The organism is Dactylosporangium sp. NPDC005572 (genome assembly GCF_040605515.1).
Taxonomy (GTDB): Bacteria; Actinomycetota; Actinomycetes; order Mycobacteriales; family Micromonosporaceae; genus Dactylosporangium.
This window is the reverse complement of the sequence record NZ_JBEXCY010000082.1, coordinates 1-23,793: the sequence shown is the minus strand read 5'-3', so window position 1 is coordinate 23,793 and position 23,793 is coordinate 1. Positions and strand designations below refer to the sequence as shown.

General features: G+C 71.9%; 23 protein-coding genes. 9 read left to right on the top strand and 14 right to left on the bottom strand.

All coding sequences use genetic code 11. The features are described 5' to 3' along the window. Positions 1-32: 32 nt before the first annotated feature. From ABZS66_RS32175 to ABZS66_RS32130, 10 genes are all read right to left on the bottom strand, one after another. Complete coding sequence (locus ABZS66_RS32175; RefSeq protein ID WP_354764257.1) at positions 33-1,652, bottom strand: VWA domain-containing protein; 1,620 nt, start codon at positions 1,650-1,652, stop codon at positions 33-35. Between the two features lie 63 nt (positions 1,653-1,715). Beyond that, entirely contained in the window at positions 1,716-2,354 is a 639-nt protein-coding gene (locus ABZS66_RS32170; protein ID WP_354764255.1) for a class II aldolase/adducin family protein, read from the bottom strand. A gap of 4 nt (positions 2,355-2,358) precedes the next feature. After that, a complete protein-coding gene (locus ABZS66_RS32165; protein ID WP_190248465.1) occupies positions 2,359-2,739 on the bottom strand; it encodes a metalloregulator ArsR/SmtB family transcription factor in 381 nt (126 codons plus the stop codon). Positions 2,740-2,796: 57 nt separating this feature from the next. Continuing rightward, entirely contained in the window at positions 2,797-3,339 is a 543-nt protein-coding gene (gene pyrE, locus ABZS66_RS32160) for an orotate phosphoribosyltransferase (protein WP_354764253.1), read from the bottom strand. A 428-nt stretch (positions 3,340-3,767) separates the two neighbouring features. Continuing rightward, the gene (locus ABZS66_RS32155) at positions 3,768-4,556 is read right to left on the bottom strand and encodes an SDR family oxidoreductase (RefSeq protein ID WP_354764302.1); all 789 of its coding nucleotides are present in this window, start codon (positions 4,554-4,556) and stop codon (positions 3,768-3,770) included. Between the two features lie 126 nt (positions 4,557-4,682). Continuing rightward, positions 4,683-5,330 (bottom strand): hypothetical protein, encoded by a 648-nt coding sequence (locus tag ABZS66_RS32150; protein WP_354764251.1) that lies wholly within the window; start codon positions 5,328-5,330, stop codon positions 4,683-4,685. Positions 5,331-5,377: 47 nt separating this feature from the next. Further along, positions 5,378-5,758, bottom strand: a complete 381-nt coding sequence (locus ABZS66_RS32145) for a hypothetical protein (RefSeq protein WP_354764249.1) — start codon at positions 5,756-5,758, stop codon at positions 5,378-5,380. A 39-nt stretch (positions 5,759-5,797) separates the two neighbouring features. Beyond that, on the bottom strand, positions 5,798-8,392 hold the full coding sequence (gene clpB / locus ABZS66_RS32140) for an ATP-dependent chaperone ClpB (RefSeq protein WP_354764247.1): 2,595 nt from the start codon (positions 8,390-8,392) through the stop codon (positions 5,798-5,800). Positions 8,393-8,475: 83 nt separating this feature from the next. Then, positions 8,476-9,627 carry a sialidase family protein gene (locus ABZS66_RS32135; protein ID WP_354764245.1) on the bottom strand — a complete coding sequence of 384 codons (1,152 nt, stop codon included), beginning with the start codon at positions 9,625-9,627 and terminating at the stop codon, positions 8,476-8,478. After that, positions 9,615-10,184 carry a DUF1707 domain-containing protein gene (locus tag ABZS66_RS32130; RefSeq protein ID WP_354764243.1) on the bottom strand — a complete coding sequence of 190 codons (570 nt, stop codon included), beginning with the start codon at positions 10,182-10,184 and terminating at the stop codon, positions 9,615-9,617. Before ABZS66_RS32130 ends, ABZS66_RS32135 begins: the two co-directional genes overlap by 13 nt. Positions 10,185-10,384: 200 nt before the next feature. Here ABZS66_RS32130 and ABZS66_RS32125 point away from each other — a divergent pair, with 200 nt between their 5' ends. Beyond that, positions 10,385-10,816, top strand: a complete 432-nt coding sequence (locus ABZS66_RS32125; RefSeq protein WP_354764241.1) for a hypothetical protein — start codon at positions 10,385-10,387, stop codon at positions 10,814-10,816. 137 nt (positions 10,817-10,953) lie between these two features. Here ABZS66_RS32125 and ABZS66_RS32120 read toward each other — a convergent pair whose 3' ends face one another. Genes ABZS66_RS32120 through dnaK form a run of 4 tightly spaced genes read right to left on the bottom strand, consistent with a single transcriptional unit; the run spans position 10,954 to position 15,232 of the window. Continuing rightward, the gene (locus tag ABZS66_RS32120) at positions 10,954-11,409 is read right to left on the bottom strand and encodes a helix-turn-helix transcriptional regulator (protein ID WP_354764239.1); all 456 of its coding nucleotides are present in this window, start codon (positions 11,407-11,409) and stop codon (positions 10,954-10,956) included. Then, a complete protein-coding gene (gene dnaJ / locus ABZS66_RS32115; RefSeq protein WP_354764237.1) occupies positions 11,396-12,637 on the bottom strand; it encodes a molecular chaperone DnaJ in 1,242 nt (413 codons plus the stop codon). The genes ABZS66_RS32120 and dnaJ overlap by 14 nt, the downstream gene beginning before the upstream one ends. A 25-nt stretch (positions 12,638-12,662) precedes the next feature. Continuing rightward, a complete protein-coding gene (gene grpE / locus ABZS66_RS32110; protein ID WP_354764300.1) occupies positions 12,663-13,316 on the bottom strand; it encodes a nucleotide exchange factor GrpE in 654 nt (217 codons plus the stop codon). Positions 13,317-13,363: 47 nt separating this feature from the next. Beyond that, complete coding sequence (gene dnaK, locus ABZS66_RS32105) at positions 13,364-15,232, bottom strand: molecular chaperone DnaK (protein WP_354764235.1); 1,869 nt, start codon at positions 15,230-15,232, stop codon at positions 13,364-13,366. 226 nt (positions 15,233-15,458) lie between these two features. Here dnaK and ABZS66_RS32100 point away from each other — a divergent pair, with 226 nt between their 5' ends. From ABZS66_RS32100 to ABZS66_RS32065, 8 genes are all read left to right on the top strand, one after another. Continuing rightward, positions 15,459-17,282 (top strand): ABC transporter, encoded by a 1,824-nt coding sequence (locus ABZS66_RS32100; protein WP_354764233.1) that lies wholly within the window; start codon positions 15,459-15,461, stop codon positions 17,280-17,282. Continuing rightward, a complete protein-coding gene (locus ABZS66_RS32095; RefSeq protein WP_354764231.1) occupies positions 17,279-18,943 on the top strand; it encodes a GTPase in 1,665 nt (554 codons plus the stop codon). Before ABZS66_RS32100 ends, ABZS66_RS32095 begins: the two co-directional genes overlap by 4 nt. Continuing rightward, positions 18,915-19,349: a hypothetical protein gene (locus tag ABZS66_RS32090; RefSeq protein WP_354764229.1), complete on the top strand. Its 435-nt coding sequence runs from the start codon at positions 18,915-18,917 to the stop codon at positions 19,347-19,349. Before ABZS66_RS32095 ends, ABZS66_RS32090 begins: the two co-directional genes overlap by 29 nt. Beyond that, positions 19,349-20,215: a fructosamine kinase family protein gene (locus ABZS66_RS32085; protein WP_354764228.1), complete on the top strand. Its 867-nt coding sequence runs from the start codon at positions 19,349-19,351 to the stop codon at positions 20,213-20,215. The genes ABZS66_RS32090 and ABZS66_RS32085 overlap by 1 nt, the downstream gene beginning before the upstream one ends. 74 nt (positions 20,216-20,289) lie before the next feature. Beyond that, a complete protein-coding gene (moaA, locus tag ABZS66_RS32080) occupies positions 20,290-21,321 on the top strand; it encodes a GTP 3',8-cyclase MoaA (protein ID WP_354764227.1) in 1,032 nt (343 codons plus the stop codon). Next, a complete protein-coding gene (locus tag ABZS66_RS32075; RefSeq protein WP_354764298.1) occupies positions 21,318-21,563 on the top strand; it encodes a MoaD/ThiS family protein in 246 nt (81 codons plus the stop codon). Before moaA ends, ABZS66_RS32075 begins: the two co-directional genes overlap by 4 nt. Positions 21,564-21,570: 7 nt before the next feature. Beyond that, positions 21,571-22,878 (top strand): metallophosphoesterase, encoded by a 1,308-nt coding sequence (locus ABZS66_RS32070; protein WP_354764296.1) that lies wholly within the window; start codon positions 21,571-21,573, stop codon positions 22,876-22,878. A gap of 21 nt (positions 22,879-22,899) precedes the next feature. Continuing rightward, a partial coding sequence (locus tag ABZS66_RS32065) for an endonuclease Q family protein (protein WP_354764225.1) occupies positions 22,900-23,793 on the top strand: 894 nt, incomplete at its 3' end.

Here is a 23,793-nt window from a genome sequence, read left to right as displayed (position 1 = left end):
AAAGGGGAGCCCCCACGGGCTCCCCTTTCGTTTCAGGACGAGCGGATCAGCGCCTGCAGGAAGATGTTGCCGATCTCGTCCGGGTTCGTCACCACGAACGCCCGGCCGCCCGTCGTCGCGGCGATCTCGTCCAGCTCCTGCTTGCGGACGTCCGGCCCGACGCCCAGCAGCACGACCCGGATCGGCCGGGTCGGGTCCGTAGCCCGCTCCAGCTCCAGCTTGAGCGTCTCCAGGCTCATCCCGGGCTTGGTGTTCGAGCCGTCGGTGAACACCACCACGGTGTTCGAGCGGCCCTCCTTGTAGCCCTCCTTGAGCGAGCGGTAGGCGGCGAGCACCGTCTCGTAGAGGCCGCAGACGTCCGAGCCGGTCGCCCGCGCCGCGGAGACCGCCGTGTTGAGCCGCGCCCGCTGGCCCTGGTTCAGCTGGGAGACCGGCACGACCTGCTGGTACTCCGCGCCGTAGGCCCACAGGCCCAGCTCGCTGTCGTCGGTGAAGAGGCCCAGGCCCTCGGTCGCGGTCTTGCGCAGCACCTCCAGCCGCGCGGGGGAGCCGGCGCGGGTGGCCATCGGGCGGTTCATCGACGACGTGACGTCCACCAGCGTGAGGACGCGCGACGGCGCGGTGGTCGCGTTCCAGTAGCCGAGCACCTCGGCGATCTTCTGCGGGTCGGCCAGCGGCTTGACCGGGGTGGGCGCGGTACCGGCGCCGCGACCGGCCGGAAAGCCCGCCGACGTGCTGCCGTCCGGCGCGCGGAAGCCGAGCTTCGCGAAGGGCTCGCGGTCGGTGCCGAGCGCGGCGCGGAAGAGCTCGGCCGCCGCCACGGCGGCCCGCGGCTTGCCGGCGACGACCGCGAACGGGTAGTCGAGCGTGGCCGCCGGTTCCAGCGGCAGCGCGGTACGGTCGGCGCCACCGGTCAGGACGGCCTGCTCGCTGGTCACCGTTACCTGCTGGGCGGGCGCCTTGAGCAGGGCCGCGGTGTCGGGGACGACGGCGATCGAGCGGTACGCGCGGACCATGTCCACCAGCCGCTTGGGGTCGGTGACGATCGAGTCGTACAGCAGCCCCGCCCCGGCCAGGCCGGCCGTGCTGCGGCGCGGGTCGACCGAGGCGACCTGCAGCTCCTTCGCGCCGACCTTGGCCAGCAGCGCGGCGACCTGCGCGGCGCCGATGGTCGGGCTGCCCAGCGACCTGGCGACCGGCTCGGCGGCCGCGACGACGACGGGGCTGGTCGCCACCGAGGTCACGTCGGCCTCGAACGCCTCGCGGTTCACGGCCTGCATCCGGGTGATCCAGGCCGACGCGTCCGGAATCCAGACGGTCGGGACGTCGGCGTCGGCCGGCGTCGGCACGGCCGCGGCGGCGACGTTGATCGTGCCGCCGGCCCGGACGGCGAGCTTGTTGGCGACGTCGGCAGGCTCGGCCGCCGTGACCTCGACGCGCACGCAGTCGCCGTTGACCTCGGGCTCCGTGGCGGTGAACCGGTCCGCGGCGGTCCGGACGGCCGGCGCGATCTCGGGGGCCGCGGCCACGGAGATCGTGACGCCGCCGGTGCAGCCACCGATCTTGCCGAGCACCGTCCGTACCGTCACCGCACCGCCGGCGATGATCGCCACCGCGGCGACGATGGCGATGACTGCCCGCCGTGCGTTCACGTCCTACTCCCCTGACCTGCGGTTGTTCAGCAAGAGGACGAGTGTAGGGCGGGGAGGTTTCACCTAGGCAGTGGCGTTGTCCGCGAGGAGCCAGTCGGTCGGCAAGGGGTCGAGCGGACGGCCGAGGAGGAGGGCACGGTACGTCAGCCGCGCGGCCTCTTCGAGGTAGAAGGCGCGCTTGTGCGCGAGCTCGACCGAGTCGGCGATCACCGAGCAGCCGTGGCGGCCGAGGACGACGCAGTTGGTGCCGTCGGCGCACGCCTCGGCGGCCAGGGTGCCCACCTCGGGGCGGCCGGGCGGGACGAACGGCGTGGTCGCGACGCGCCGCAGATAGAACGCGTGATCCGTGGTGGCCAGCACGATCGGCTCGCCGATGGCGTCGAGCAGCAGCACGGACTGCGGGTGCAGGTGCACGATCGCGTTGACGTCAGGACGGGCGCGATACGTGGCGAGGTGGAGCGCAAGCTCCGAAGATGGCGCGGCCCCGTTGTCAAGGGCCGCGCCATCTGTGATTCGGACCCGAACGAATGAACCGCGGTCGAGCCGGTCGAGCCATGTCCCGGCCGCGGTTACCCAGCATTCGTCGGCGTCTGGTGCCCGAGCGGAGAGGTTTCCCCCCGAGCCCACGACGAGCCCGGCTTGCACGACTGCGTGCCCGAGGTGGGCCAGTTGGTCGCGCAGGTCGCCGGTTCGGTAGTGCAAAGCCTTACCGAGGGGCCTTCTTGGTCGCCCGCTTGCGCGGCGGCGTCAGAAGGTCGGCGATGGTGCCGATGGCGGAGGGCACGAGGCGGTAGAACGCCCACACACCCCGCTTCTCGCGCTCCAGCAGCCCGGCCTCGGTCAGGATTCGCAGGTGGTGGCTCACCGTCGGCTGCGAGAGGCCGAGCGGGGCCGTCAGGTCACACACACAGGCCTCGCCGTCAGGCGCCGACTGGATCAGGCTCAGGAGCCGGAGTCGGGCAGGATCGGCAAGCGCCTTCAGGACGCCGGCAAGACGCTCGGCGTCGGCACGGTCAATCGGCTCGCCGGCAAGCGGCGAGATCTGGGGCAGGGTCATCTCAGCCAGCGCAGTTCCCACGTTTTCCATCCTTCCACCAACACCATCGACCCGCCTGCATATCCGCAGGTCCGAATCGACAATTTTTCAGCCCTGTTGGCCGAGGTCGGCCAACGAAAATGCTGAGCGATAACTCAGCCCCGCGGCGCGAACCGCCTTTTCCGCGCCACGATCGACGATAACGGCCACACCGACCACATCGGCTCCGGCCTCCCGGAGCGCCGTGACGGCGGTGAGCACGCTTTCCCCCGTCGTGGAGGTGTCTTCCACCGCCAGGACGCGTCGGCCGGCCACGTCGGGTCCTTCGACCCGGCGCTGCAGACCATGAGCTTTGTCACTCTTTCGAACGACGAACGCGTCGAGCGCCCGTCCACCGCGGGCAGCCGCCGCATGGAGCATCGCGAGGGCCACCGGATCGGCGCCGAGGGTCAGCCCTCCCACGGCGTCGAACTCCCAATCGTCGACCAGGTCGAGCATGACCCGGCCCACGAGCGGCGCACCAGCATGGTGCAGCGTCAAGCGACGAAGGTCCACGTACCAGTCGGCAACTTGTCCGGACGACAGCGTCACCCGCCCTTTGACCACGGCGAGGTCGCGCACGAGTTTCAGCAGGTCGTCACGGTGGGTCATGTCCGAAGCGTACGCGCTAAATCCGCGCGGCGAATCGATGACCCGCACTCTCGCACGAATTTAGGTCCGTCAAGGGGACGAGGAGGAATACGAAGGTGATCGCAGCGATCACCACGAGTGACGTGAGGGGTGACGGTGACGCGGGATGCGGAAGCGCCGATGCGCGCTCCCGCGCCGGGATCTCACCCGGCCCCGACCGGCCCGGCGCCCCGAGACAAGCCGCTGACCTGCGAAAATGTCTGCCCCGTCGATGCCAGTCGCCGGCCGCCAGGATGCGCATCGACAACTGGCACTGCCTTGGTTTGGACGTGACCACAATCATGCTCGATACACAGCAAACTCAATGCTTGCTGTACCTCACGTACCTGCCCAGGTGGAGGAGGGTGCACAGCGAACCGGGGGACACTCCCCGCCACGTGGTGGATGCGTCAATGCGTCTCTCGGCCGATGCGGCCCCGGGTGCCCCGTGAAACCCGATGCACCAACGACCGGGGAGCGTGCCGCATGCCGAACGTCGCCAGTTTGTACTTCCAGTCCGGCACGCTCACCAGTTTGCCCTTGCGCAGATCCTTCAGCCCGGCCCGGACCACCGCGCCGGCGTCGAGCCACATCCAGGACGGGGTCTTCGACACGTCGATGCCGGCCCGGTCGTGGAACTCGGTGCGCGTGTACCCCGGGCACAGCGCCATCACCCGCACCCCGAACCGCCGCACCAGCTGCGCCTGCGACTCGCTGAAGTTGGTGACCCAGGCCTTGCTGGCCGGGTAGGTCGAGCCGGGCATCAGCGCCGCGAAGCCGGACACCGACGACACGTTCACGATGTCGCCGCGGCCCCGCTCGGTCATCACCGGCAGCGCGGCGAGCGTCAGCCGCATGACCGCGTTGACGTTGAGCCGCAGCAGCGCCTCCTCCAGCTCGACCGTCGAGCGCAGGAAGGAGCGGTTGAGGCTCATCCCGGCGTTGTTGACCAGCAGGTCGATCGGCCGGGCCGGATCGGTGAGCCGCGCGGCGACGGCGTCACACCCCGCCGGAGTGGACAGGTCGGCCGGGAGGACCTCGGCGGGCAGCTCGGCGGCCATGGCGGCCAGCCGGGCCTCGTCGCGGGCGACGAGGACCAGGTCGTAGCCCTCGGCGGCGAGCTCGCGGGCGAACGCGGCCCCGATGCCGGCCGTGGCCCCGGTGATGAGTGCGGTGCGCCGTTCGGTCACCGCGGCAATCTAGCTGATTTTCCGCACCCGGTTCAGCGGCCGGCGTGCGGGGTGGGCCACTTGCGGCGGCCCACCCCTTTGTTCGTCAGCGCTCGTCAGGGCTCATCAGAGTTCGTCCGAGCTCGTCCGAGTTCGTCAGGGCGTCGGGCCGGCCGGCGGGGGCGGCGGCGGCACGTCGTCGCCGCCACCCGGGGTACCGGGGACCGGCGGCTCCCACTCCTGCTTCGGCGCCCTGAAGAACGGGTGCGAGGCGGGCAGCGCGAGCAGAATGATCGCCCCGAGGATGGCGAGCGCCATCAGGACGCCGATGATCGTCGTGACCGGCTGGTACCAGCCCGGGACGGCCGCGTAGATCTGGTCGTTGTACTCCGCCCAGGTCGGCAGGTCCGGGTCGGTCTTGCGGGCCTCGTTCCAGCCCGCCTCACCGAGCGCTGAGAGGCCGAACGTGCTGAGCGTGCAGCACAGCGCCAGACCGCCCAGCACCCAGGTGAGAATCCGGGCGATCTGCACGCCCTTGCCGACGAAGATGGCCAGGGTCACGAGCAGCGCGAGGATGACCACGCCGACGACGATCCCGATCAGGGTCGACACATTCGGGTTCGTGCCGGCCTGGCTGGTCCCCTCCAGCGCCCGCTTCGACGCGTCGGCGATCTTGCCCGAGTAGACGGCAGTGAGGATGATGTTGATCAGTTCCAACGCCGCTGCGGCAAAGAGCAGGTTGACCGCGAGGCTGACGGTGGAAGGTCGGACACGTGGCGCCGAGGACGGCGCGGCGAATGACATCGGTTCTCCTCCCGTGATTCCCAGGGGATCACCGTATCGACGCCGGGCTAATCGCGCAGCCGCTCCTCGGCATATCGCCCTACGGTCGTGCTGCCCATGATGCATCCGCTGAAGGTCTTGACATCGCCGTGCTGGCCGGCCAGCCGGCGCCAGGCGGCCCGGCCGGACTCGGCGTCGACGTGGGTCAACAGCTCGGCCGCGTAGACCCGGCCGGCCGGGGTGGCCTTGTCGAGGAGGGCCTCCAGCTTCGGCCGGAGCTCGGCGCCGTGCTGCCGGAGCCCCTCCTCGATCGTGAAATAGGCCTTCGTGGCCGGCAGGAGCGTGCCGGCGATGCCGACCCCACCGAACGCCAGCGTGTCGGCGTCCTGGAGGAGTCGCAGTTCGTCGTGGAACGCGCCGCGCTCCCCTAGCAGCTTGTTCCACAGCATCGCCAGTACACCTCCACCTGATTGATTTGGTCGGGGAACCTAACCGGCGGTCACGGAGAGCGCCTTCTTGTCGTCGGCCAGATCCACGACCACCCGGTCGCCGTCGCGGATCGCCCCGCCCAGCAGCGCCCGGGCGAGCTGGTCGCCGATGGACGTCTGGACCAGGCGGCGCAGCGGCCGGGCGCCGTACACCGAGTCGTACCCAAGACTCGCCAACCAGTCACGCGCGGCGTCCTTGACGTCGAGCGTGAGCCTCCGGTCGGCCAGCCGCCGGCCCAACCCATTGAGCTGGATCTCTACAATCTTACGCAGGTCCTCCTGCGACAGGGCATCGAACACCACCATGTCGTCGAGCCGGTTCACGAACTCGGGCTTGAAGTGCTGCCGCACCGCGGCGATCACGGCGTCGCGGCGCTGCTCGGCGTTGAGCGTCGGGTCGTCGGCCAGCACCTCGGAGCCGAGGTTGGACGTGAGGATCAGGATCGCGTTGCGGAAGTCGACCGTGCGGCCCTGGCCGTCGGTGAGCCGGCCGTCGTCGAGCACCGCGAGCAGCACGTCGAACACGTCCGGATGGGCCTTCTCGACCTCGTCGAGCAGGACGACGCTGTAGGGCCGGCGGCGGACCGCCTCGGTGAGCTGACCGCCCTCCTCGTAGCCGACGTAGCCGGGCGGCGCACCGACCAGCCGGGCGACCGTGTGCTTCTCGCCGTACTCACTCATGTCGATGCGGACCATGGCCCGTTCGTCGTCGAAGAGGAACTCGGCGAGCGCCTTGGCCAGCTCGGTCTTGCCCACGCCGGTGGGGCCGAGGAACAGGAAGCTGCCCGTGGGGCGGTCGGGGTCGGCGATGCCGGCCCGGGCCCGGCGCACCGCGTCGGAGACCGCCTGGATCGCGCGGTCCTGGCCGATCACCCGGCTGCGCAGTGACTCCTCCATCCGCAGCAGCTTCGCCGTCTCGCCCTCCAGGAGCCGGCCGGCGGGGATGCCCGTCCAGGAGGCGACCACGGCCGCAATGTCGTCGGCGGAGACCTCCTCCTTCAGCATGGCGCCCGCGGCCTGGATGCCTTCCAGCTCCTGCTCCGCCCGTGCCAGCTCGTGCTCGAGCTGGGGGATCACGCCGTACCGCAGCTCGGACGCCTTGGCCAGGTCGAGATCGCGCTCGGCGCGCTCGGCCTCGCCGCGCAGCTGCTCCAGCTGCTCCTTGGTGTTGGAGATCTTCTGGATGTGGGCCTTCTCGTTCTGCCAGCGGTCGGTGAGCGCGGTGAGCTGCTCACGCCGGTCGGCGAGCTCGGCCCGCAGCCGCTGGAGCCGCTCGGCGGAGGCGGGGTCGGGCTCCTTGGCGAGGGCCATCTCCTCGATCTCCAGCCGGCGGACGTTGCGCTCCACCTCGTCGACCTCGACCGGCCGGGAGTCGATCTCCATGCGCAGCCGCGAGGCGGCCTCGTCCACGAGGTCGATGGCCTTGTCCGGCAGGAAGCGGTCGGTGATGTACCGGTCGGAGAGTGACGCGGCGGCGACCAGCGCGGCGTCGGTGATCCGGACGCCGTGGTGCACCTCGTAGCGCTCCTTGAGGCCGCGCAGGATGCCGATGGTGTCCTCGGTCGACGGCTCGCCGACGACGACCGGCTGGAACCGCCGCTCCAGGGCGGGGTCCTTCTCGATGTGCTCCCGATACTCGTCCAGGGTGGTCGCGCCGACCATCCGCAGCTCGCCGCGGGCGAGCATGGGCTTGAGCATGTTGCCGGCGTCCATCGAGCCCTCGCCCTTGCCGGCGCCGACGATCGTGTGCAGCTCGTCGAGGAACGTGATGACCTGCCCGTTGGAGTTCTTGATCTCCTCCAGGACGGACTTCAGGCGCTCCTCGAACTGCCCGCGGTACTGCGCGCCGGCCACCATCGCGGCCAGGTCGAGGCTGACGAGGCGCTTGTCGCGCAGCGACTCCGGCACGTCACCGGCCACGATCCGCTGGGCGAGGCCCTCGACGATCGCGGTCTTGCCGACGCCCGGCTCGCCGATGAGGACCGGGTTGTTCTTGGTGCGGCGGGACAGCACCTGGATGACCCGGCGGATCTCCGAGTCACGGCCGATCACCGGGTCGATCTTGCCGTCGCGGGCGGCCTGGGTCAGGTCGACGCCGTACTTCTCCAGTGCCTGGTAGGTCTGCTCCGGGTCGGCCGTGGTGATGCGCCGGTCGCCCCCGCGGACCTGTGGGAACGCGGAGACGAGGGTCTGTTCGGTGGCGCCGGCCTCCTTGAGCAGCCCGGCGACGGCCCCGCCGACGCGGGCGAGGCCCGCCAGCAGGTGTTCGGTCGATGTGTACTCGTCGCCGAGCGGGCGGGCGATCTGCTCGGCCGCGGCGATGGCGTTGGCGAACTCGCGGGACACGTTCGGCTCGACGACGCTGGAGCCGCGCGCGCTGGGCAGGCGGTCGACGGCGTGGACGGCCGCCCGCCGCACGTCGGCGGGGTTGGCACCGACCGCGCGGAGCAGGCCCGCGGCGGTCGAGCCACCCGTGTCCAGCAGCGACAGCAGCAGATGCCAGGGCTCGACGGTCGCGTGCCCGCGCTGGCTCGCCGCGTCCACGGCGGCCTTGATGACCTCGCGACTCTTGGTGGTCAGGCGTTCGGCGTTCATGTTGGGTCCGTGGCTCCTCGGTCTCAGTGCAACCCGTTCCTTGGGTACGACACCTCCGAGGTTGAGTCTATTCCACTCAAGTCTCAGCGGGCAGTGACCGCGACACGCGACCAGTCACATTTCCCGTCCTTCTCCTCCACGGAGCACAACCAAACCTCGCCGGACTGCTGCGCCGGATAGCCCAGGACGGTCGTCTGGCCGAGCCGGCGCAGCCGGAAGATGGTGCGGGCCGCCGTGTCGCGGACCTTCTGCTCCAGGTCGACCAGCCAGACGCCCTGGCCGGTGGCGACCAGCACCCGGCCCCGCGGGAGCACCTCGGCGCTGTACACCTCGGACAGCTCGCGCATCGCGGTCGCCTCGGTCCAGGAGCCGGCCCCGTTGCGGCGCGCCGCGAACCGGCCGCCGACCAGCCAGACGGCGGTGCCGGACGGGTCGACGACGAGCTTGGGGTCGGCGGTCGGGTCCAGCGGGCGGACGCTGCCGTCGGCGACCCAGTGCTTCCCGCCGTCGGAGCTGTACCACACCGAGATCGTCGGGGCGGTGCCGTCGGTCGTCTTCGAGGACACCCACATCCGGTTGTCCTCGGTCACCGCGATGCTGGTGAAGGCGTGGTTGCCCGGCGGCTTGTCGGTGATCGCGGTGCGGGTGCCGTCGTCGGCGACCTGGGTGAGCTGCCGGGCCGGGCACTCGCTGGCCCCGACCTCGGGACAGCTGGCCTGGTAGCGCGGCTCGGTCAGGTTGAGCTCGACCGGCGCCGGCTCCATCGGCCGCTGCTGGAACGTGCGGCCGGTGTCGCGGGAGATGAACCAGCCCGTCGGCGCCGCCTTGAGGATGAGCACGTTGCCCCGGCCGAGGCGCATGTCGACCTCGGTGGCGTCGTCGAACGGCAGCTTGCGGGCGACCCAACTGCTGCCGCCGTCGAGGGTGAGCACCAGCCCGACCTCGCAGGCCTGGCCGGCCACGCAGGAGCTGAAGAGGGCGTAGCCCGTGTCGGGGTCGGCGAACTCGACGGCCCGCGGCGAGGTGCCCTTGGGCACGGGCACGACGTTCTGCCGGTTGTGCGGGTCTTCGGAGCCGGTAGGGGCGGGCGGAAGCTCCGCGTAGGAGACGTCCGGCGCGGGCTCCTCGGCCTGCGGGGTCTCCTCCGGCTGGCATCCGCCGGCGGTGAGCGTCGCGATGAGAACGGCGGCCAGCGCGACGGCCAGGGCTCGGCGCCGGGCTGCTACCAACGCCACCACCAGAACCGTCGCTGATACCGCACGCGGACGCTGCTGCTGCGCAGCTCGCCGTTGATCCGGAAGACCACGCCCTGGCCGGCGGCGTCGTAGACCGCCGGCACCTTGGTCTTGACCGAGCTGGCGTGGTTGTCGATCTGGTCGACGTCGGCGGAGGCCCCGGCCGGCAGGACCAGGTCGATCGAGCTCGACCGCGACTCGATGTCGATCTGCACCTCGTGCTGCAGGAACACGGCCTCGGTGAAGTCGAGCTTCACGGCGCCGGAGCGGGTGGTGATCGCGATCCGCCGCGGCACCGTCCAGCGGCCCTGGCGCTTGAGGCTCGACGAGCGGTTGCGGATCGGCAGCAGGTCGGGCGCGGTGGCCGGGGTGCGGACCGGCAGGTCACCGACATAGGGCTCGATCTCGGCGAAGGTCCGCGAGCGCAGGACGCCGTCGACCCGCTCCTCGAACTCCGACAGCGTGAGCCGGCCCTCGGCGACGGCGTCATTGAGCTGGGCAACCACTCGCTCGCGCTCGGCGTCGGAGATGCGCATGTCCGGGCGCTCGCTGCTCACGACGACACTGTAGACCCCCGCCGAACCATTGACATCCCACGTTTTGCGGTGCGGGAAACATGATTTTTACGGAATTTTCGGCGTATCCGGAGGGTAACCAATCCCTTCGGCTCTTCCGCTGTCGCCAGGTGGCGGGCTACCGTGTCGCCGGACCCAGGACCTCTGGCGATAACTCAGCCCGCTGGCCACGGGAGCAGACGGTGAGCGTGACACAAGCGGGATTCCGAGGCTTCGCGAACCCGGTAGACCCTACTCCTGCCGAGCTGCGCGCGTGGGCCTATCACCCGGACGCGAGCGTGCTCCAGACCATGCCGCCCGACTGGGACCTGCTCGTCGCGGGTGACCGGCTCATCGGCACGCTGTTCGACCTGGCGATGGACCCGGCCTGCCCGGCGCGCCGGTTCGCGCTGCACTGCCTCTACATCTACGCCGCCGACGGCATCCGCACGCACTTCCGGGCCCACCCGAAGCGGCGGCTGCGGAAGTTCGTCGAGCAGGCCGAGGAGAACGGCGACGAGCTGCTCACCACGTGGGCGCACAACGCCCGGATGCTGCTCGCCCGGCCGGAGCTGTTCGAGTATCACGACTGGTGCGAGGGCGGCCTGGTCCGCCAGCCGCGCCGGCTGGCCTGAGTTTGCCCGCAACGGCCGGAAGGGCGCCCGCAATGGACGCCCTTCCGAGGTGACCACACCCCTGCGCGAGCATCCCGGTCAGCCTCCGGAACAACCGCACCATTCCCTGCTGTCAGGATGCCCGGCGCCCGCGGCGCTCAAACGTCCTTGCGACCCGGTCGCCAGACGACCAGTGCCGTCTGGTGCTGATGCTGCGGGACCAGATCGCGGCGCGGAAAGCCCGCCGCCTCGAGCTGGGCCAGCCGGGACCGCGTGCGGATCAGCTCGTCCTCGAGCTCGGCCACCCGCTGCCGCAGGTCGCCGACGATGCCCTCGAGCTCGATGATCCGCTTGATGCCGGCGAGGTTGACGCCCTCCTCCTGGCTGAGCCGCTGCACCTCGCGCAGGAGCGCGACGTCGCGCTCGCTGTAGCGGCGGCCGCCGCCGGAGGTGCGGCCGGGCTGCACCAGGCCCATGCGGTCGTACTGCCGCAGGGTCTGTGGGTGCATCCCGGCCAGCCTGGCCGCGATGGAAATGATCAGCACCTTGGCGTCGGAAACCGCCTCGAACGTGAGGAAGATTTCGCGGTCCTCGCCGTTGTCACCGCTGCTCATAGCTACTGCGCTCCCGTGCGATCGCGTCGAGCCGCTCGCGCGGCGCCGGCGGCGCCGCTGCCGCGAAGTCGGTCAGTGCCTGCCGAGCCTCCTCGGACAGCTCGGCCGGCACGTGGACGTCGATGGTGACCAGCAGGTCGCCCACGTTGCCGTCGCGCCGGGTGACGCCCTTGCCCCGCACCCGCAGCGTCCGCCCGCTCGGCGTGCCCGGGGGCACCCGCAGCAGCACGGTCGCGTCGAGCGTCGGCACCCGCAGGTCGGCCCCGAGGGCCGCCTCGGCGAACGACACCGGCACCGTCAGCGTCAGGTCGTCGCCCGACCGGCCGAAGACCGGGTCGGCACGGACCTTGATCAGCACGAACAGGTCGCCGGCCGCGCCACCGCGCGCGCCCGGCTCGCCGCGGCCGGCCAGCCGGATGCGCTGGCCGTCGGCGACGCCGGCGGGGATCCGCACGTTGATCGTGCGGGTCTTGGTGACCCCGCCGGTGCCGTGGCACTCCGGGCACTTCTCGTCAACGATCGTGCCGACGCCCTGGCACTCACGGCACGGCTCGGTGAAGCTGAACGAGCCCTGGTTGGTGCTCACCACGCCGAGCCCGCGGCACTTGGGGCAGGTCCGCGGGGACGTGCCGGGCGCCGCGCCGTTGCCGTGGCAGGTGTCGCAGGTGCCCGGCGTGCGCAGCGTGATCGGCAGCGTCGCGCCCTGCACCGCGTCGGCGAAGTTGAGCACCACCTCGGTCTCGACGTCCCGCCCGCGCGCCCGCCGCCCGGCCGGCGCGCCGGCCGGGCCGCCCCCGCCGCCGCCCGAGAAGATCGAGCTGAACAGGTCGGAGAAGCCGGCACCGCCGAACCGGCGGTCGCCACCGCCACCCCCGCCGCCACCGGCGCCGCGGGGAGCACCCGCGGCACCGTTCCCGAACAGGTCGGTGAAGTCGAACCCACCCGCACCGGCCGGGCCGCCGGCCCGCGCGTTGCGGCGGAACTGCCCCGCACCGAACAGCGACCGCATCTCGTCGTACTCCTTGCGACGACGCTCGTCGGAGAGCACGTCGTAGGCCTCGGACACCGCCTTGAACCGCTCCTCGGCCGCCGCGTTGTTCGGGTTGCGGTCGGGGTGCAGCTCGCGGGCGAGCTTGCGGTACGCCTTCTTGATCTCGTCGGTGGAAGCGGATTTGGTGACGCCCAGAACCGCGTAGAAATCCTTTTCCAACCAGTCCTTCGAACTCATCGCGCCACCTCCTCCAGGCGTTCGTCTACTCCGGGTCGGCGACCGCGACGAGCGCGGGCCGCAGCAGGCGCTCGCCGAGAAGGTAGCCGCGCCGCATCACGTCGATACATGTGGGCTCGGTCACCTCGGCCGACGTCAGGTGGGCCACCGCCTCGTGGCGAGTGGGGTCGAACGGGTCGCCCTTGGAGCCGAACACGGTCAGCCCGAACTTCGTCAGCGCGGCGACGAGCTGCTCCGCGACCGCCCCGAACGGGCCGACCAGGTCGCCGTGGTCGCGCGCCCGGTCGAGGTCGTCGAGCACCGGCAGCAGCGCACCCAGCACGTTGCCGGTGGCCTGCTCGACCACGAGGGCCCGGTCCCGCTCGACCCGCTTGCGGTAGTTCGCATACTCGGCCGTGACCCGCTGGAGGTCACGCGTGCGCTCGTCGAGCTCCGTCCGCAGCGCCGCCAGCTCGGCGCCGAGGCCGTGCTGGTGCGCGTCGTCGGTGGTGCCCTGCGCGGCCGCCGCGCCGGGCTCGTCGGCCGGCGGCGCGTGGACTGTGAACGCCTCGTCCACGATCTCGCCCTCCACCGCGTCGGGCTCGGCCACCGGCCCGGGAGTCCCGGTTTCGGTTTCGGCCTCGTCGACCTCCACGTTCGCCTCCTCCGCGGTCTCTTCCTTCGGTTCCTCGGTGATCACAACGCGCTCCGCCGGCTCCTCCGAGCCGGCGGCGCGGTTCTCGTCGGTCACTTCTTGTTGTCCTCATCGATGATCTCGGCGTCGACGACGTCGTCCGGGCCGTTGCCCGCCGTCGTGCCACCGGCCGACGCACCGGCCGCGCCGGCACCCGGGGCGTCGCCGCCCGGCGCTTGCTGCTGCCGCTGCTGCTCGTAGAGCGCGCTGCCGGCCTGCTGCGAGACCTGGGCCAGCTTCTCGTGCGCCGCCTTGATCCGCTCGGTGTCGTTGCCGCCGAGCGCGCTGCGCAGGTCGCCCAGCGCCTCGTTCATCTGCTCGCGGGCGTCAGCCGGGATCTTGTCGCCGCTCTCGGCAAGGAACTTCTCGGTCTGCCACTGCAGGGCCTCGGCCAGGTTGCGGGTCTCGGCCTCCTCGCGGCGGCGCTTGTCGTCGTCGGCGTGGTCCTGCGCGTCGCGCATCATCCGCTCGATGTCGTCCTTCGGCAGCGCCGAGCCGCCGGTGATCGTCATCGACTGCTCCTTGCCCGTGCCGAGGTCCTTGGCGGACACGTGCACGATGCCGTTGGCGTCGATGTCGAAGGTGACCTCGATCTGCGGCACGCCGCGCGGCGCCGGCGCGATGCCGGTCAGCTCGAAGGTGCCGAGACGCTTGTTGTAGGCCGCCATCTCGCGCTCGCCCTGGAAGACCTGGATGAGCACGGAGGGCTGGTTGTCGTCGGCCGTGGTGTAGACCTCGGACCGCTTGGTCGGGATGGTCGTGTTGCGCTCGACCAGCTTGTGCATGATGCCGCCCTTGGTCTCGATGCCGAGGGACAGCGGGGTGACGTCGAGGAGCAGCACGTCCTTGACCTCGCCCTTGAGCACGCCGGCCTGCAGGGCGGCGCCGACGGCGACGACCTCGTCCGGGTTGACGCCCTTGTTGGGCTCGCGGCCGGTCAACTGCTTGACCAGGTCGGTCACGGCCGGCATGCGGGTCGAGCCGCCGACGAGGATGACGTGGTCGAGCGCGGACAGCTTGATGCCGGCGTCCTTGATCGCCTGCTCGAACGGCACCTTGGTGCGGTCCAGCAGGTCCTGCGTCATGCGCTGGAACTCCGCCCGGGACAGCTGGGTGTCCAGGTGCAGCGGCCCGTCCGGGCCGGCGGTGATGTAGGGCAGGTTGATCGAGGTCGTCGTCGCGGCGGACAGCTCGATCTTGGCCTTCTCGGCCGCCTCCTTGAGCCGCTGCATCGCCATCTTGTCGGCCGCCAGGTCGATGCCGTGCTGGCCGCGGAACGTCTTCACCAGGTGGTCGATGATCCGCTCGTCCCAGTCGTCGCCACCGAGGTGGTTGTCACCGGAGGTCGACTTGACCTCGACGACACCCTCGGCCAGCTCCAGCACCGAGACGTCGAACGTGCCGCCACCGAGGTCGAAGACCAGGACGGTCTGCTCCTTGGAGCCCTTGTCGAGCCCGTAGGCCAGGGCGGCCGCGGTGGGCTCGTTGACGATGCGCAGCACGTTGAAACCGGCGATCTCGCCGGCCTCCTTCGTGGCGGTGCGCTGCGCGTCGTTGAAGTATGCCGGCACGGTGATGACCGCGTCGGTGATCTGCTCGCCGAGGTAGGCCTCGGCGTCACGCTTGAGCTTCATGAGCACCCGCGCGGAGATCTCCTGCGGGGTGTACTTCTTGCCGTCGATGTCGATGGCCCAGGTGGTGCCCATCTCCCGCTTGACCGAACGGATCGTCCGATCCGGGTTGGTGACGGCCTGCCGCTTGGCGACCTCACCCACCAGCACCTCGCCGTTGCGCGCGAACGCGACGATGGACGGCGTCGTGCGCGCACCCTCGGCGTTGGCGATAACGCTGGGCTCGCCGCCCTCCAGGACACTGACCACCGAGTTGGTGGTTCCGAGGTCGATGCCGACCGCACGTGCCATAGCTGCTTGACCTCCATGCCGCAGGCGGCGGTTGGGCGCCGGCTGCGAAGTTGAGTGACTGTCACTCAATAGTGCCACGCGACTCTCGATCGTCAAGTCGAGCTTGAGTGAGCTTGACGCAACCTAACGTACAACCGGGTGGTCACGGGGTGAGATTGCGCTGGGTGACATCGATGCTTACGGCCATTGCATGGCGCTCGCCGGTCACATCGTGCACGCTTTATCCGTGACCACACAGGGCGAGTCGGTGTCCGCCCGGTCGACGGCACCCGGCCCTTCGGCGGATGGCCCGTCCTCCGGTCGGCCACCTCGCGCCCGCACGCCCGAGTCGACGCCGACCGGCGCCCTCACCGCGGCGCTCGTGGAGCTGCGCGACACGGTCCGGGCCGTCCGCTTCGCCCTGCCGCTACCCAGCGCCGAGCGCGCGGGGACGGTCGCCAAGGGCATGGTCGACCAGCTCGACGACTACCTGCTCCCCCGTCTCGACCGGCTCGACGCGCCGCTGCTCGTGGTCGTCGGCGGCTCCACCGGCGCCGGCAAGTCCACCCTGGTCAACAGCCTGGTCCGCACGCCGGTCAGCCCGTCCGGGGTGCTGCGCCCGACGACCCGCGCGCCGGTGCTGGTCTGCCACCCGACCGACATGCCGTGGTTCTCCCAGGCCAACCTCCTGCCGACGCTCGCGCGCACGTCCGGGCCGAGCAGCGACCCGCGGTCCCTCCAGGTGGTCTCCGCGCCGGCGCTCAGCCCCGGCCTGGCCTTCCTCGACGCGCCCGACATCGACTCGGTCGTCGACGCCAACCGGCAGCTCGCCGGGCAGCTCCTGGCCGCCGCCGACCTGTGGCTCTTCGTCACCACCGCCGCCCGGTACGCCGACGCGGTGCCCTGGGGCATGCTGCACACCGCACGCAACCGGGGCACGGCGGTCGCCCTCGTCCTCGACCGGGTCCCCGGCGGCGGCGCGGCCGACGAGATCGGACCGCACCTCAAGAGCATGCTCCAGGAGCACGACCTGGGTGCGGTACCGCTGTTCGTCCTGCCCGAGGCCCGCCTCGACGGCCAGGGCCTGCTCACCGAGGCGCAGGTCGGCCCGCTGCGCGACTGGTTCACCCGGCTCGCCCGCGACGCCGACGCCCGCGCCGCCGTCGTCCGCCAGACCGTCGCCGGGGCGATCGACGCCCTCACCGTCGACATCGTGGTGCTCTCCGCCGCCGCCGACGACCAGCTGGCCGCGGCCCGGGTTCTCCAGGAGGCGGTCAACGGCGCCTACCGGGCCGCCACCGAGTCGGTCGAGAAGGGCATCCACGACGGCGCGCTGCTGCGCGGCGAGGTGCTCGCCCGCTGGCAGGAGCTCGTCGGCACCGGCGACATCATGCGCGCCCTGCAGGCCCGGGTCGGCAAGGCCCGGGACCGGGTGGTGGCCGCGATCACCGGCCGGCCGGCCCCCGGCGCCCGCTTCCAGGAGGCCATCGGCACCGGGCTGTCCGTCCTGCTCAAGGGCGCCGCCACCGACGCCGCCGAGAACGCCGCCACGGCCTGGCGGGCGCACCCGGCCGGCGTCGCGCTGCTCGACGCCGTGCCGAGCCTCACCGCCCCGTCCGACGACCTCGACGAGCGGATCGGTCGCCTGATCCGCGACTGGCAGCGCTCGGTCCTCGAGCTCGTGCGCACCGAGGCCGGCGACAAGCGGGTCCTCGCCCGGGCCAGCGCCTACGCCGTCAACGCCACCGGCCTGCTGGTCATGGTCAGCGTCTTCGCGGCGACCGCGTTCATCCCGACCGGCGCCGAGATCGCCGTGGCCGGCGGCACCACCGTGGCCGCGCAGAAGGTGCTGGAGGCGATCTTCGGCGACCAGGCCGTCCGGGCACTGGCCGCGCGGGCCCGCCGCGACCTCGTCGAGCGGGTCGCCACGCTGTTCGACGAGGAGTCCGGCCGGTTCCGCAGCGCGCTGGAGGGGGCCGGCATCGACGAGGACGAGGCCGCCCGCCTGCGCGGCGCGAGCACGACGGTGCACAACGCCCGGCTGGCGGCCGATCTGGACGGGACGTCATGAGCCTTGTCGAACGGATCAAGCAGGTGATCCCGCGCCAGGGCGGCGGGGCGGTCGACGCCGACCGGCTGGTCGCGCGGGTCGACGGGCTGCGCCGGTTCGTGCGCGCGGCCGAGGAGCACGTGCCCGAGCAGCAGCTGGTCACCGCGCGGACCGTGATCGACCGGGCCGGCGAGCGGCTGGCCCTCTCCCGCGCGCACACCGTCGTGGCCCTGGCCGGCGCGACCGGCAGCGGCAAGTCCAGCCTGTTCAACGCGATCTCGAAGTTCCAGCTGTCCCGGGTCGGGGTCCGCCGCCCGACGACCGGCGTCGCGCACGCCTGCGTGTGGGGTCCGGCTGGGGCCGGGCCGCTGCTCGACTGGCTCGGCGTGCCGCCCAGCCGCCGGTTCAACCGCGAGAGCGCGCTCGACGGCGAGGACGAGGCCGCCCTGCGCGGGCTGGTGCTGCTCGACCTGCCCGACTTCGACTCGATCGAGGCCCGGCACCGGATGGAGGTCGACCGGCTGCTGCGCCTCGTGGACCTGGTCGTGTGGGTGCTCGACCCGCAGAAGTACGCCGACCGGGTGGTTCACCAGCAGTACCTCGCCAACTTCCAACGGCACCGTGACGTCACCGTGGTCGTGCTCAACCAGGCCGACCGGCTCAACCGCGCCGACAGCGGGCGGCTCATCGCCGACCTCCAGCGGCTGCTCGAGGCCGACGGCCTCGGCGGGGTGCCCGCCTTCGCCACCTCGGCCAAGGGCCAGCCCGGCCTGGCCACGCTGCGCGCCACGCTGGAGCGGGCGGTCGCCGACCGGCAGTCGTCGCTGCGCCGGCTGGCCGGCGACGTCAGCGAGGTGGTCGACGGGCTGGAGCCGGTCGTCGCCCTGGACACGGGCGGGGGCGAGCGGATCTCCCGCGGCACCGTCGACCGGCTCGCCGGGGCGCTGTCCGCCGCGGCCGGGGTGCCGATCGTCGTCGAGGCCACCGAGCGCACGTACCGCCACCGCGCCACGGGCTCGCTCGGCTGGCCCGTCGCCCGCTGGCTGCGCCGCCTGCGGCCCGACCCGCTGCGCCGGCTGCACCTGCCGAGCGCGCCGCTGCCGACCCCGTCGGCCACGTCGCTGCCCGAGTCGACGGCCGCGCAGAAGGCGGCCGTCACGCTGGCCTCGCGCGACGTCGCCCAGGAGGCCGGGGCCGGGCTGCCCGAGCCGTGGCCGGAGGCCGTCACGAAGGCGTCGCGCTCCCGGGTCGACGACGTGCCCGACGCGCTCGACGTCGCCGTGGCCTCGGCCGACCTGGGGATGGCCCGCAAGCCGGTCTGGTGGCGGCTGGTCGGCGCGCTGCAGTGGCTGGGCGCGGCGGCCGCCCTGGCCGGGCTGGTCTGGCTGGCCCTGCGGGCCGCCTTCGCGTTCCTCGGCCTGCCCGACCTCGACGGCCCGCAGGTCGGCCGGCTGCCGCTGGCCACCGCGCTGCTCGGCGGCGGCCTGCTCTTCGGGCTGCTGCTCGCGGTGGTGATCCGGCCCGTGGTCGGGATCGCCGCCCGCCGGGCCCGGGCGCGGGCCGAGCGCCGGCTGCGCGACGCGATCGCCGAGGTCGCCGCCACGCACATCGTCGCGCCGGTGCGGGAGGTCCTGCGCTCGTACGATGACGCGCGTGAAGCTCTCCGGGCCGCCCGCGACTAGAGTCCTCCGGCGCGCCGGGTTCGCCGCTCTCGGGCTGGTCAACCTGGTGTGGGGCGGGTGGGCCGTGGCCTCCCCCGAGCACTTCTACGGCACCTTTCCTGGCTTCGGGCTGCGGTGGACGTCGGCGTACCCGCCGTACAACCAGCACCTCGTCGTCGATCTGGGCGCCACGATGCTGACGTTGGCGGTGCTGTTCGTGGGCGCGTCGGTCGTCGACCAGCCGGCCGTCAGCTGGCTCGCCGGGATCGCGACCGCCGTGTTCGGCACGCTGCACTTCGGCTATCACGCGCTGCACGCCGGTCACATGGGCACATCCGACCGGGTCCTGAGCCTGTTGAGCCTGGTCGGCGGGGCGCTCGTGCCGCCGCTGCTGGCCGCCACGCACCACCTGCGAACGGAGCGCTGATGGACCTCGACTACCTCAAGGCGCATCCCTCGCAGCTGCCGACCTTCCTCAAGCACCAGCGGATCCGGGAGACGCCGGTGCCCGGCGGGTCGATCTGCACCGCGCAGCGGCTCACCCTCGACGACGGGGGGTCGCTGTTCGCCAAGACGCTGGTCGATCCGCCGCCCGGCTTCTTCGCCGCTGAGGCGGAGGGGTTGCGGTGGCTTCGGGACGCTGCTCCGGATCTGGTACCGGAGGTGATCGCCGTTCTTCCCGACATGCTGGCACTTACGTGGATCGATCATGGGGAGGCTACGGCGGCGGGCGCTGAGCGGCTCGGTCGGCGGCTCGCGTCGCTGCACCGTGCGGGTGCGCCGTCCTTCGGGGCCTCGTGGTCCGGGTACATCGGCACCGCTCCGTTGCCGAACGACCCTTCGCCGGGGCCGTGGGGCGCATGGTTCGCCGCTCATCGTCTCGCGCCGTTTCTGCGTACTTCTGTTTTTGGTGGCGCGTTGACCTCGGATGACGCGACGGTCGTCGAACGGATTATGTCGGACATTTCTTCCTACGGCGGCGACGAGCCACCCTCACGGATCCACGGCGACCTCTGGCCGGGCAACGTGGTCTGGGATCGGCGCGGCGACGGCTGGCTGGTCGACCCAGCGGCGCACGGCGGGCACCGCGAAACCGACCTGGCACTACTGGGTCTCTGGGGCGGTACACCTCATTACGATCGGTTATTGGCCGCCTACCAAGAGGCGTGGCCGTTGTCCGACGGCTGGCGCGAGAGGGTGCCCCTGCACCGGCTTTATCTGTTGCTGGTGCATACGGCCCTGTTCGGGGCGGCGTACCGGGACTCGGTCCGATCCACCGTTCGCTCCCTCTAAAACTGTCAGTTGCTTGCTTGAGGGGCCGACGCCTTCGGCGCTTGGCCGGCGTGGGTTCGGGTACCGTTTCGAGCATGACCGCTTCGGAGCCTCCTGGCGCCGGTCTTGCCGATCGGCACGGCCGTGTGGCGACCGACTTGCGGGTCTCGCTGACCGATCGGTGCAACCTGCGCTGCAGTTACTGCATGCCCGCGGAGGGCCTCGACTGGCTGCCCAGCCCGACTCTCCTCACCGATGACGAGGTCGTGCGGCTGATCACCGTCGCCGTGACCCGGCTCGGCGTCACCGAGGTGCGGTTCACCGGCGGCGAGCCGCTGCTGCGCCGTGGCCTGCCGGAGATCGTGCGGGCGGTCGCCGCGCTCGAGCCGCGCCCGCAGACCATGCTGACCACCAACGGCATCGGCCTCACCCGGCTGGCCGGCCCCCTCGCCGACGCCGGGCTCGACCGGGTCAACGTCTCGCTCGACACCACCGACCCGGCCCGGTTCAAGGCGCTCACCCACCGCGACCGGCACGCCGACGTGGTCGCCGGCCTCTCCGCGGCCGCCGCGGCCGGCCTGGTCCCCGTGAAGATGAACGCGGTGCTGCTGCGCGGGCTCAACGACGACGAGGCGGTGCCGTTGCTGCGGTTCGCTCTGGCCCACGGCTACGAGCTGCGGTTCATCGAGCAGATGCCGCTCGACGCCGGCCACACCTGGCGCCGCGAGGAGATGGTCACCGGCGCCGAGATCCTGGCCCAGCTGCGCTCCGCGTTCACGCTGCTGCCCGACCCTGCCCGCCGGGGCGGCGCGCCCGCCGAGACCTGGCTGGTCGAGGGCCATGAGGCGGTCGACGGCCGCCCGGCCCGCGTCGGCGTCATCGCGAGCGTGTCGAGCCCGTTCTGCGGTGCCTGCGACCGCACCCGGCTCACGGCCGACGGCGCCGTCCGCTCGTGCCTGTTCAGCCAGGACGAGACCGACCTGCGCGGGGCCCTGCGCTCCGGCGCGACCGACGAGGAGCTGGCCGACCTGTGGCGGAAGGCGATGTGGGGCAAGCCGGCCGGCCACGGGATCGACGACCCCCGCTTCCTGCAGCCCATCCGCCCCATGTCGGCGATCGGAGGCTGAGCGGCGTGCTGCTGGTGCGCTACTTCGCCGGGGCCCGCGCGGCCGCCGGCGTGCCCGAGGAGAAGCTCGAAGCGGCGACGCTCGACGAGCTGGTCACCCTGATCACGGCCGACCGCCCACACCTGGCGTCGGTCTTGACGGCCTGCTCGTTCCTGGTCGACGGCGTCTCCTGGCGCGACCGCACCGCCGACCTCCCGCCGACCGCGACGGTCGACGTCCTCCCACCCTTCGCGGGCGGCTGATCCCGTGATCTTCGTGCTCCTCGCGGTGGTGCTGCTGATCCTCGGCTCCATCCACTTCTACCTGTGGAAGCGCCTGGTCAAGGACACCACCGCCCCGGGCCGCCTGCGCCGCGCGGGCACGGTGGCCGTGATCGCCCTCGCCGTGCTGCTGCCGGTCACGCTGGTCGGCACCCGGGTCCTGCCGCACTCGCAGCAGGCGATCCTGGCCTGGCCGGGGTACCTGTGGCTGGCCGTGATGTTCTACCTGCTGGTGACGCTGGCTCTGCTGGAGTTACCCCGCCTGGCCCTGCGCCTGTGGCTCCGCCGCCGCGCATCGGCGGCGGCCGGGGTGGGCTCGGCCGCTTCCGCCGAGGTGGCCGCAGAGGTCGCCGCCTCCGCCTCAGCCGTGTCCACCGCCTCTGCTGCGTCTCCCGCCTCCGCTGACTCCACCGCCTCCGCGGCCTCGGTTGCCTCCGCTGCTGAGCCGTTGCCCGCTGCCCCGGACCCGAAATTCGATCCGGCGCGGCGGTTGCTGCTCGGGCGGTCACTCGCGGCCACCGCGGGGGCGCTCTCCGTCGGTGCGGTCGGGATCGGGGCGTACCAGGCGCTCGGGGAGCCGCAGCTCAAGCGGGTGCCGATCCGGCTGGCGAAGCTGCCGGCGAGCATGGCCGGGTTCAAGATCGCGGTCGTGTCCGACATCCACCTCGGGCCGCTGCTCGGGCGGGCCCACACCGAGCGGATCGTGCGGATCATCAACTCCGTCGGCGCCGACCTGGTGGCGGTCGTCGGCGATCTGGTCGACGGGAGCGTCGCCGAACTCGGCTCCGCCGCGGAGCCGCTGCAGGACCTGAAGGCGCGGCACGGAAGCTTCTTCGTGACCGGCAACCACGAGTACTTCTCCGGGTACCAGGAGTGGGTCGACGAGGTGAACTCGCTCGGCGTGCGGGTGCTGCGCAACGAGCGCGTCGACATCCAGGGGCTCGACCTCGCCGGGGTCAACGACGTGACCGGCTCCGACTTCGACGACGGGCCGGACTTCGCCAGGGCGCTCGGCGGGCGGGACGCGGCGCGGCCGGTGGTGCTGCTCGCCCACCAGCCGGTCCAGGCCCACGACGCGGCGAAGCACGGCGTCGACCTGCAGCTCTCCGGGCACACGCACGGCGGGCAGATGGTGCCGTTCAACCTGTTGGTGGCGCTGGAGGCGCCGGTCGTGGCCGGGCTGGGCAACGTGGACGGCACGCAGGTGTACGTCACGCGCGGTGCTGGTTTCTGGGGGCCGCCGGTGCGTTTCGGGGCGCCGCCGGACATCTCGGTCGTGGAGTTGCACGGCGCGTAGCGGGCGTCGCCTGAGGCGGCTGTGACAGGATGCAGCGTGCCTTCGAACTTTGTCGCGGACCTCCACATCCACTCGAAGTATTCGCGGGCGTGCAGTCGTGACCTCAGCATGGAGACCCTCAGCTGGTGGGCCCGGCGCAAGGGCATCACGTTGCTCGGCACCGGCGACTTCACCCACCCGGCCTGGCACGACCACCTGCGCGAAGTGCTGGTACCGGCCGAGCCCGGGCTCTTCCGGCTCGACCCCGAGCGCGACGCGGGCGTCAAGCGCCGGCTGCCCCCGCGGCTGTCCGAGCCCGAGGTCCGGTTCATGCTGTCGGTGGAGATCTCGACGATCTACAAGCGGGGCGACAAGACCCGCAAGGTGCACCACCTGATCTACCAGCCCGACTTCGACGCGGTCGCCCGCTTCAACACCGCGCTCGGCCGGATCGGCAACCTGGGCTCCGACGGCCGCCCGATCCTCGGCCTCGACTCGCGCGACCTGCTGGAGATCACGCTGGAGGCCAGCCCCGACGGGTACCTGGTGCCGGCCCACATCTGGACGCCGTGGTTCTCCGCGCTCGGCTCGAAGTCGGGCTTCGACGCGATCGCCGACTGCTACGCCGACCTGGCCGACCACATCTTCGCCGTGGAGACCGGGCTGTCCAGCGACCCGGAGATGAACTGGCGGGTGTCCTCCCTCGACCGGTACCGGCTGGTGTCGAACTCCGACGCGCACTCGGCGCCCGCGCTGGCGCGTGAGGCGACGCTCCTGTCGGCCGAACTGGACTACTACCGGGTGCGCGACGCGCTGCGCACCGGCGACGGGCTGGTCGGCACGCTCGAGTTCTTCCCCGAGGAGGGCAAGTACCACGCCGACGGGCACCGGGCGTGCGACGTCAGCTGGCCGCCGGCCCGCACCCGCGAGGCGCAG

Excerpts from the sequence above, each read along its gene's own strand:
- ABZS66_RS32165 (WP_190248465.1), bottom strand. The coding sequence starts at position 2,739 with ATGGAAAACGTGGGAACTGCGCTGGCTGAGATGACCCTGCCCCAGATC.
- pyrE (WP_354764253.1), bottom strand. The coding sequence starts at position 3,339 with ATGACCCACCGTGACGACCTGCTGAAACTCGTGCGCGACCTCGCCGTG.
- ABZS66_RS32150 (WP_354764251.1), bottom strand. The coding sequence starts at position 5,330 with ATGTCATTCGCCGCGCCGTCCTCGGCGCCACGTGTCCGACCTTCCACC.
- ABZS66_RS32145 (WP_354764249.1), bottom strand. The coding sequence starts at position 5,758 with ATGCTGTGGAACAAGCTGCTAGGGGAGCGCGGCGCGTTCCACGACGAA.
- clpB (WP_354764247.1), bottom strand. The coding sequence starts at position 8,392 with ATGAACGCCGAACGCCTGACCACCAAGAGTCGCGAGGTCATCAAGGCC.
- ABZS66_RS32120 (WP_354764239.1), bottom strand. The coding sequence starts at position 11,409 with ATGAGCAGCGGTGACAACGGCGAGGACCGCGAAATCTTCCTCACGTTC.
- dnaJ (WP_354764237.1), bottom strand. The coding sequence starts at position 12,637 with ATGAGTTCGAAGGACTGGTTGGAAAAGGATTTCTACGCGGTTCTGGGC.
- dnaK (WP_354764235.1), bottom strand. The coding sequence starts at position 15,232 with ATGGCACGTGCGGTCGGCATCGACCTCGGAACCACCAACTCGGTGGTC.
- ABZS66_RS32095 (WP_354764231.1), top strand. The coding sequence starts at position 17,279 with ATGAGCCTTGTCGAACGGATCAAGCAGGTGATCCCGCGCCAGGGCGGC.
- ABZS66_RS32085 (WP_354764228.1), top strand. The coding sequence starts at position 19,349 with ATGGACCTCGACTACCTCAAGGCGCATCCCTCGCAGCTGCCGACCTTC.
- moaA (WP_354764227.1), top strand. The coding sequence starts at position 20,290 with ATGACCGCTTCGGAGCCTCCTGGCGCCGGTCTTGCCGATCGGCACGGC.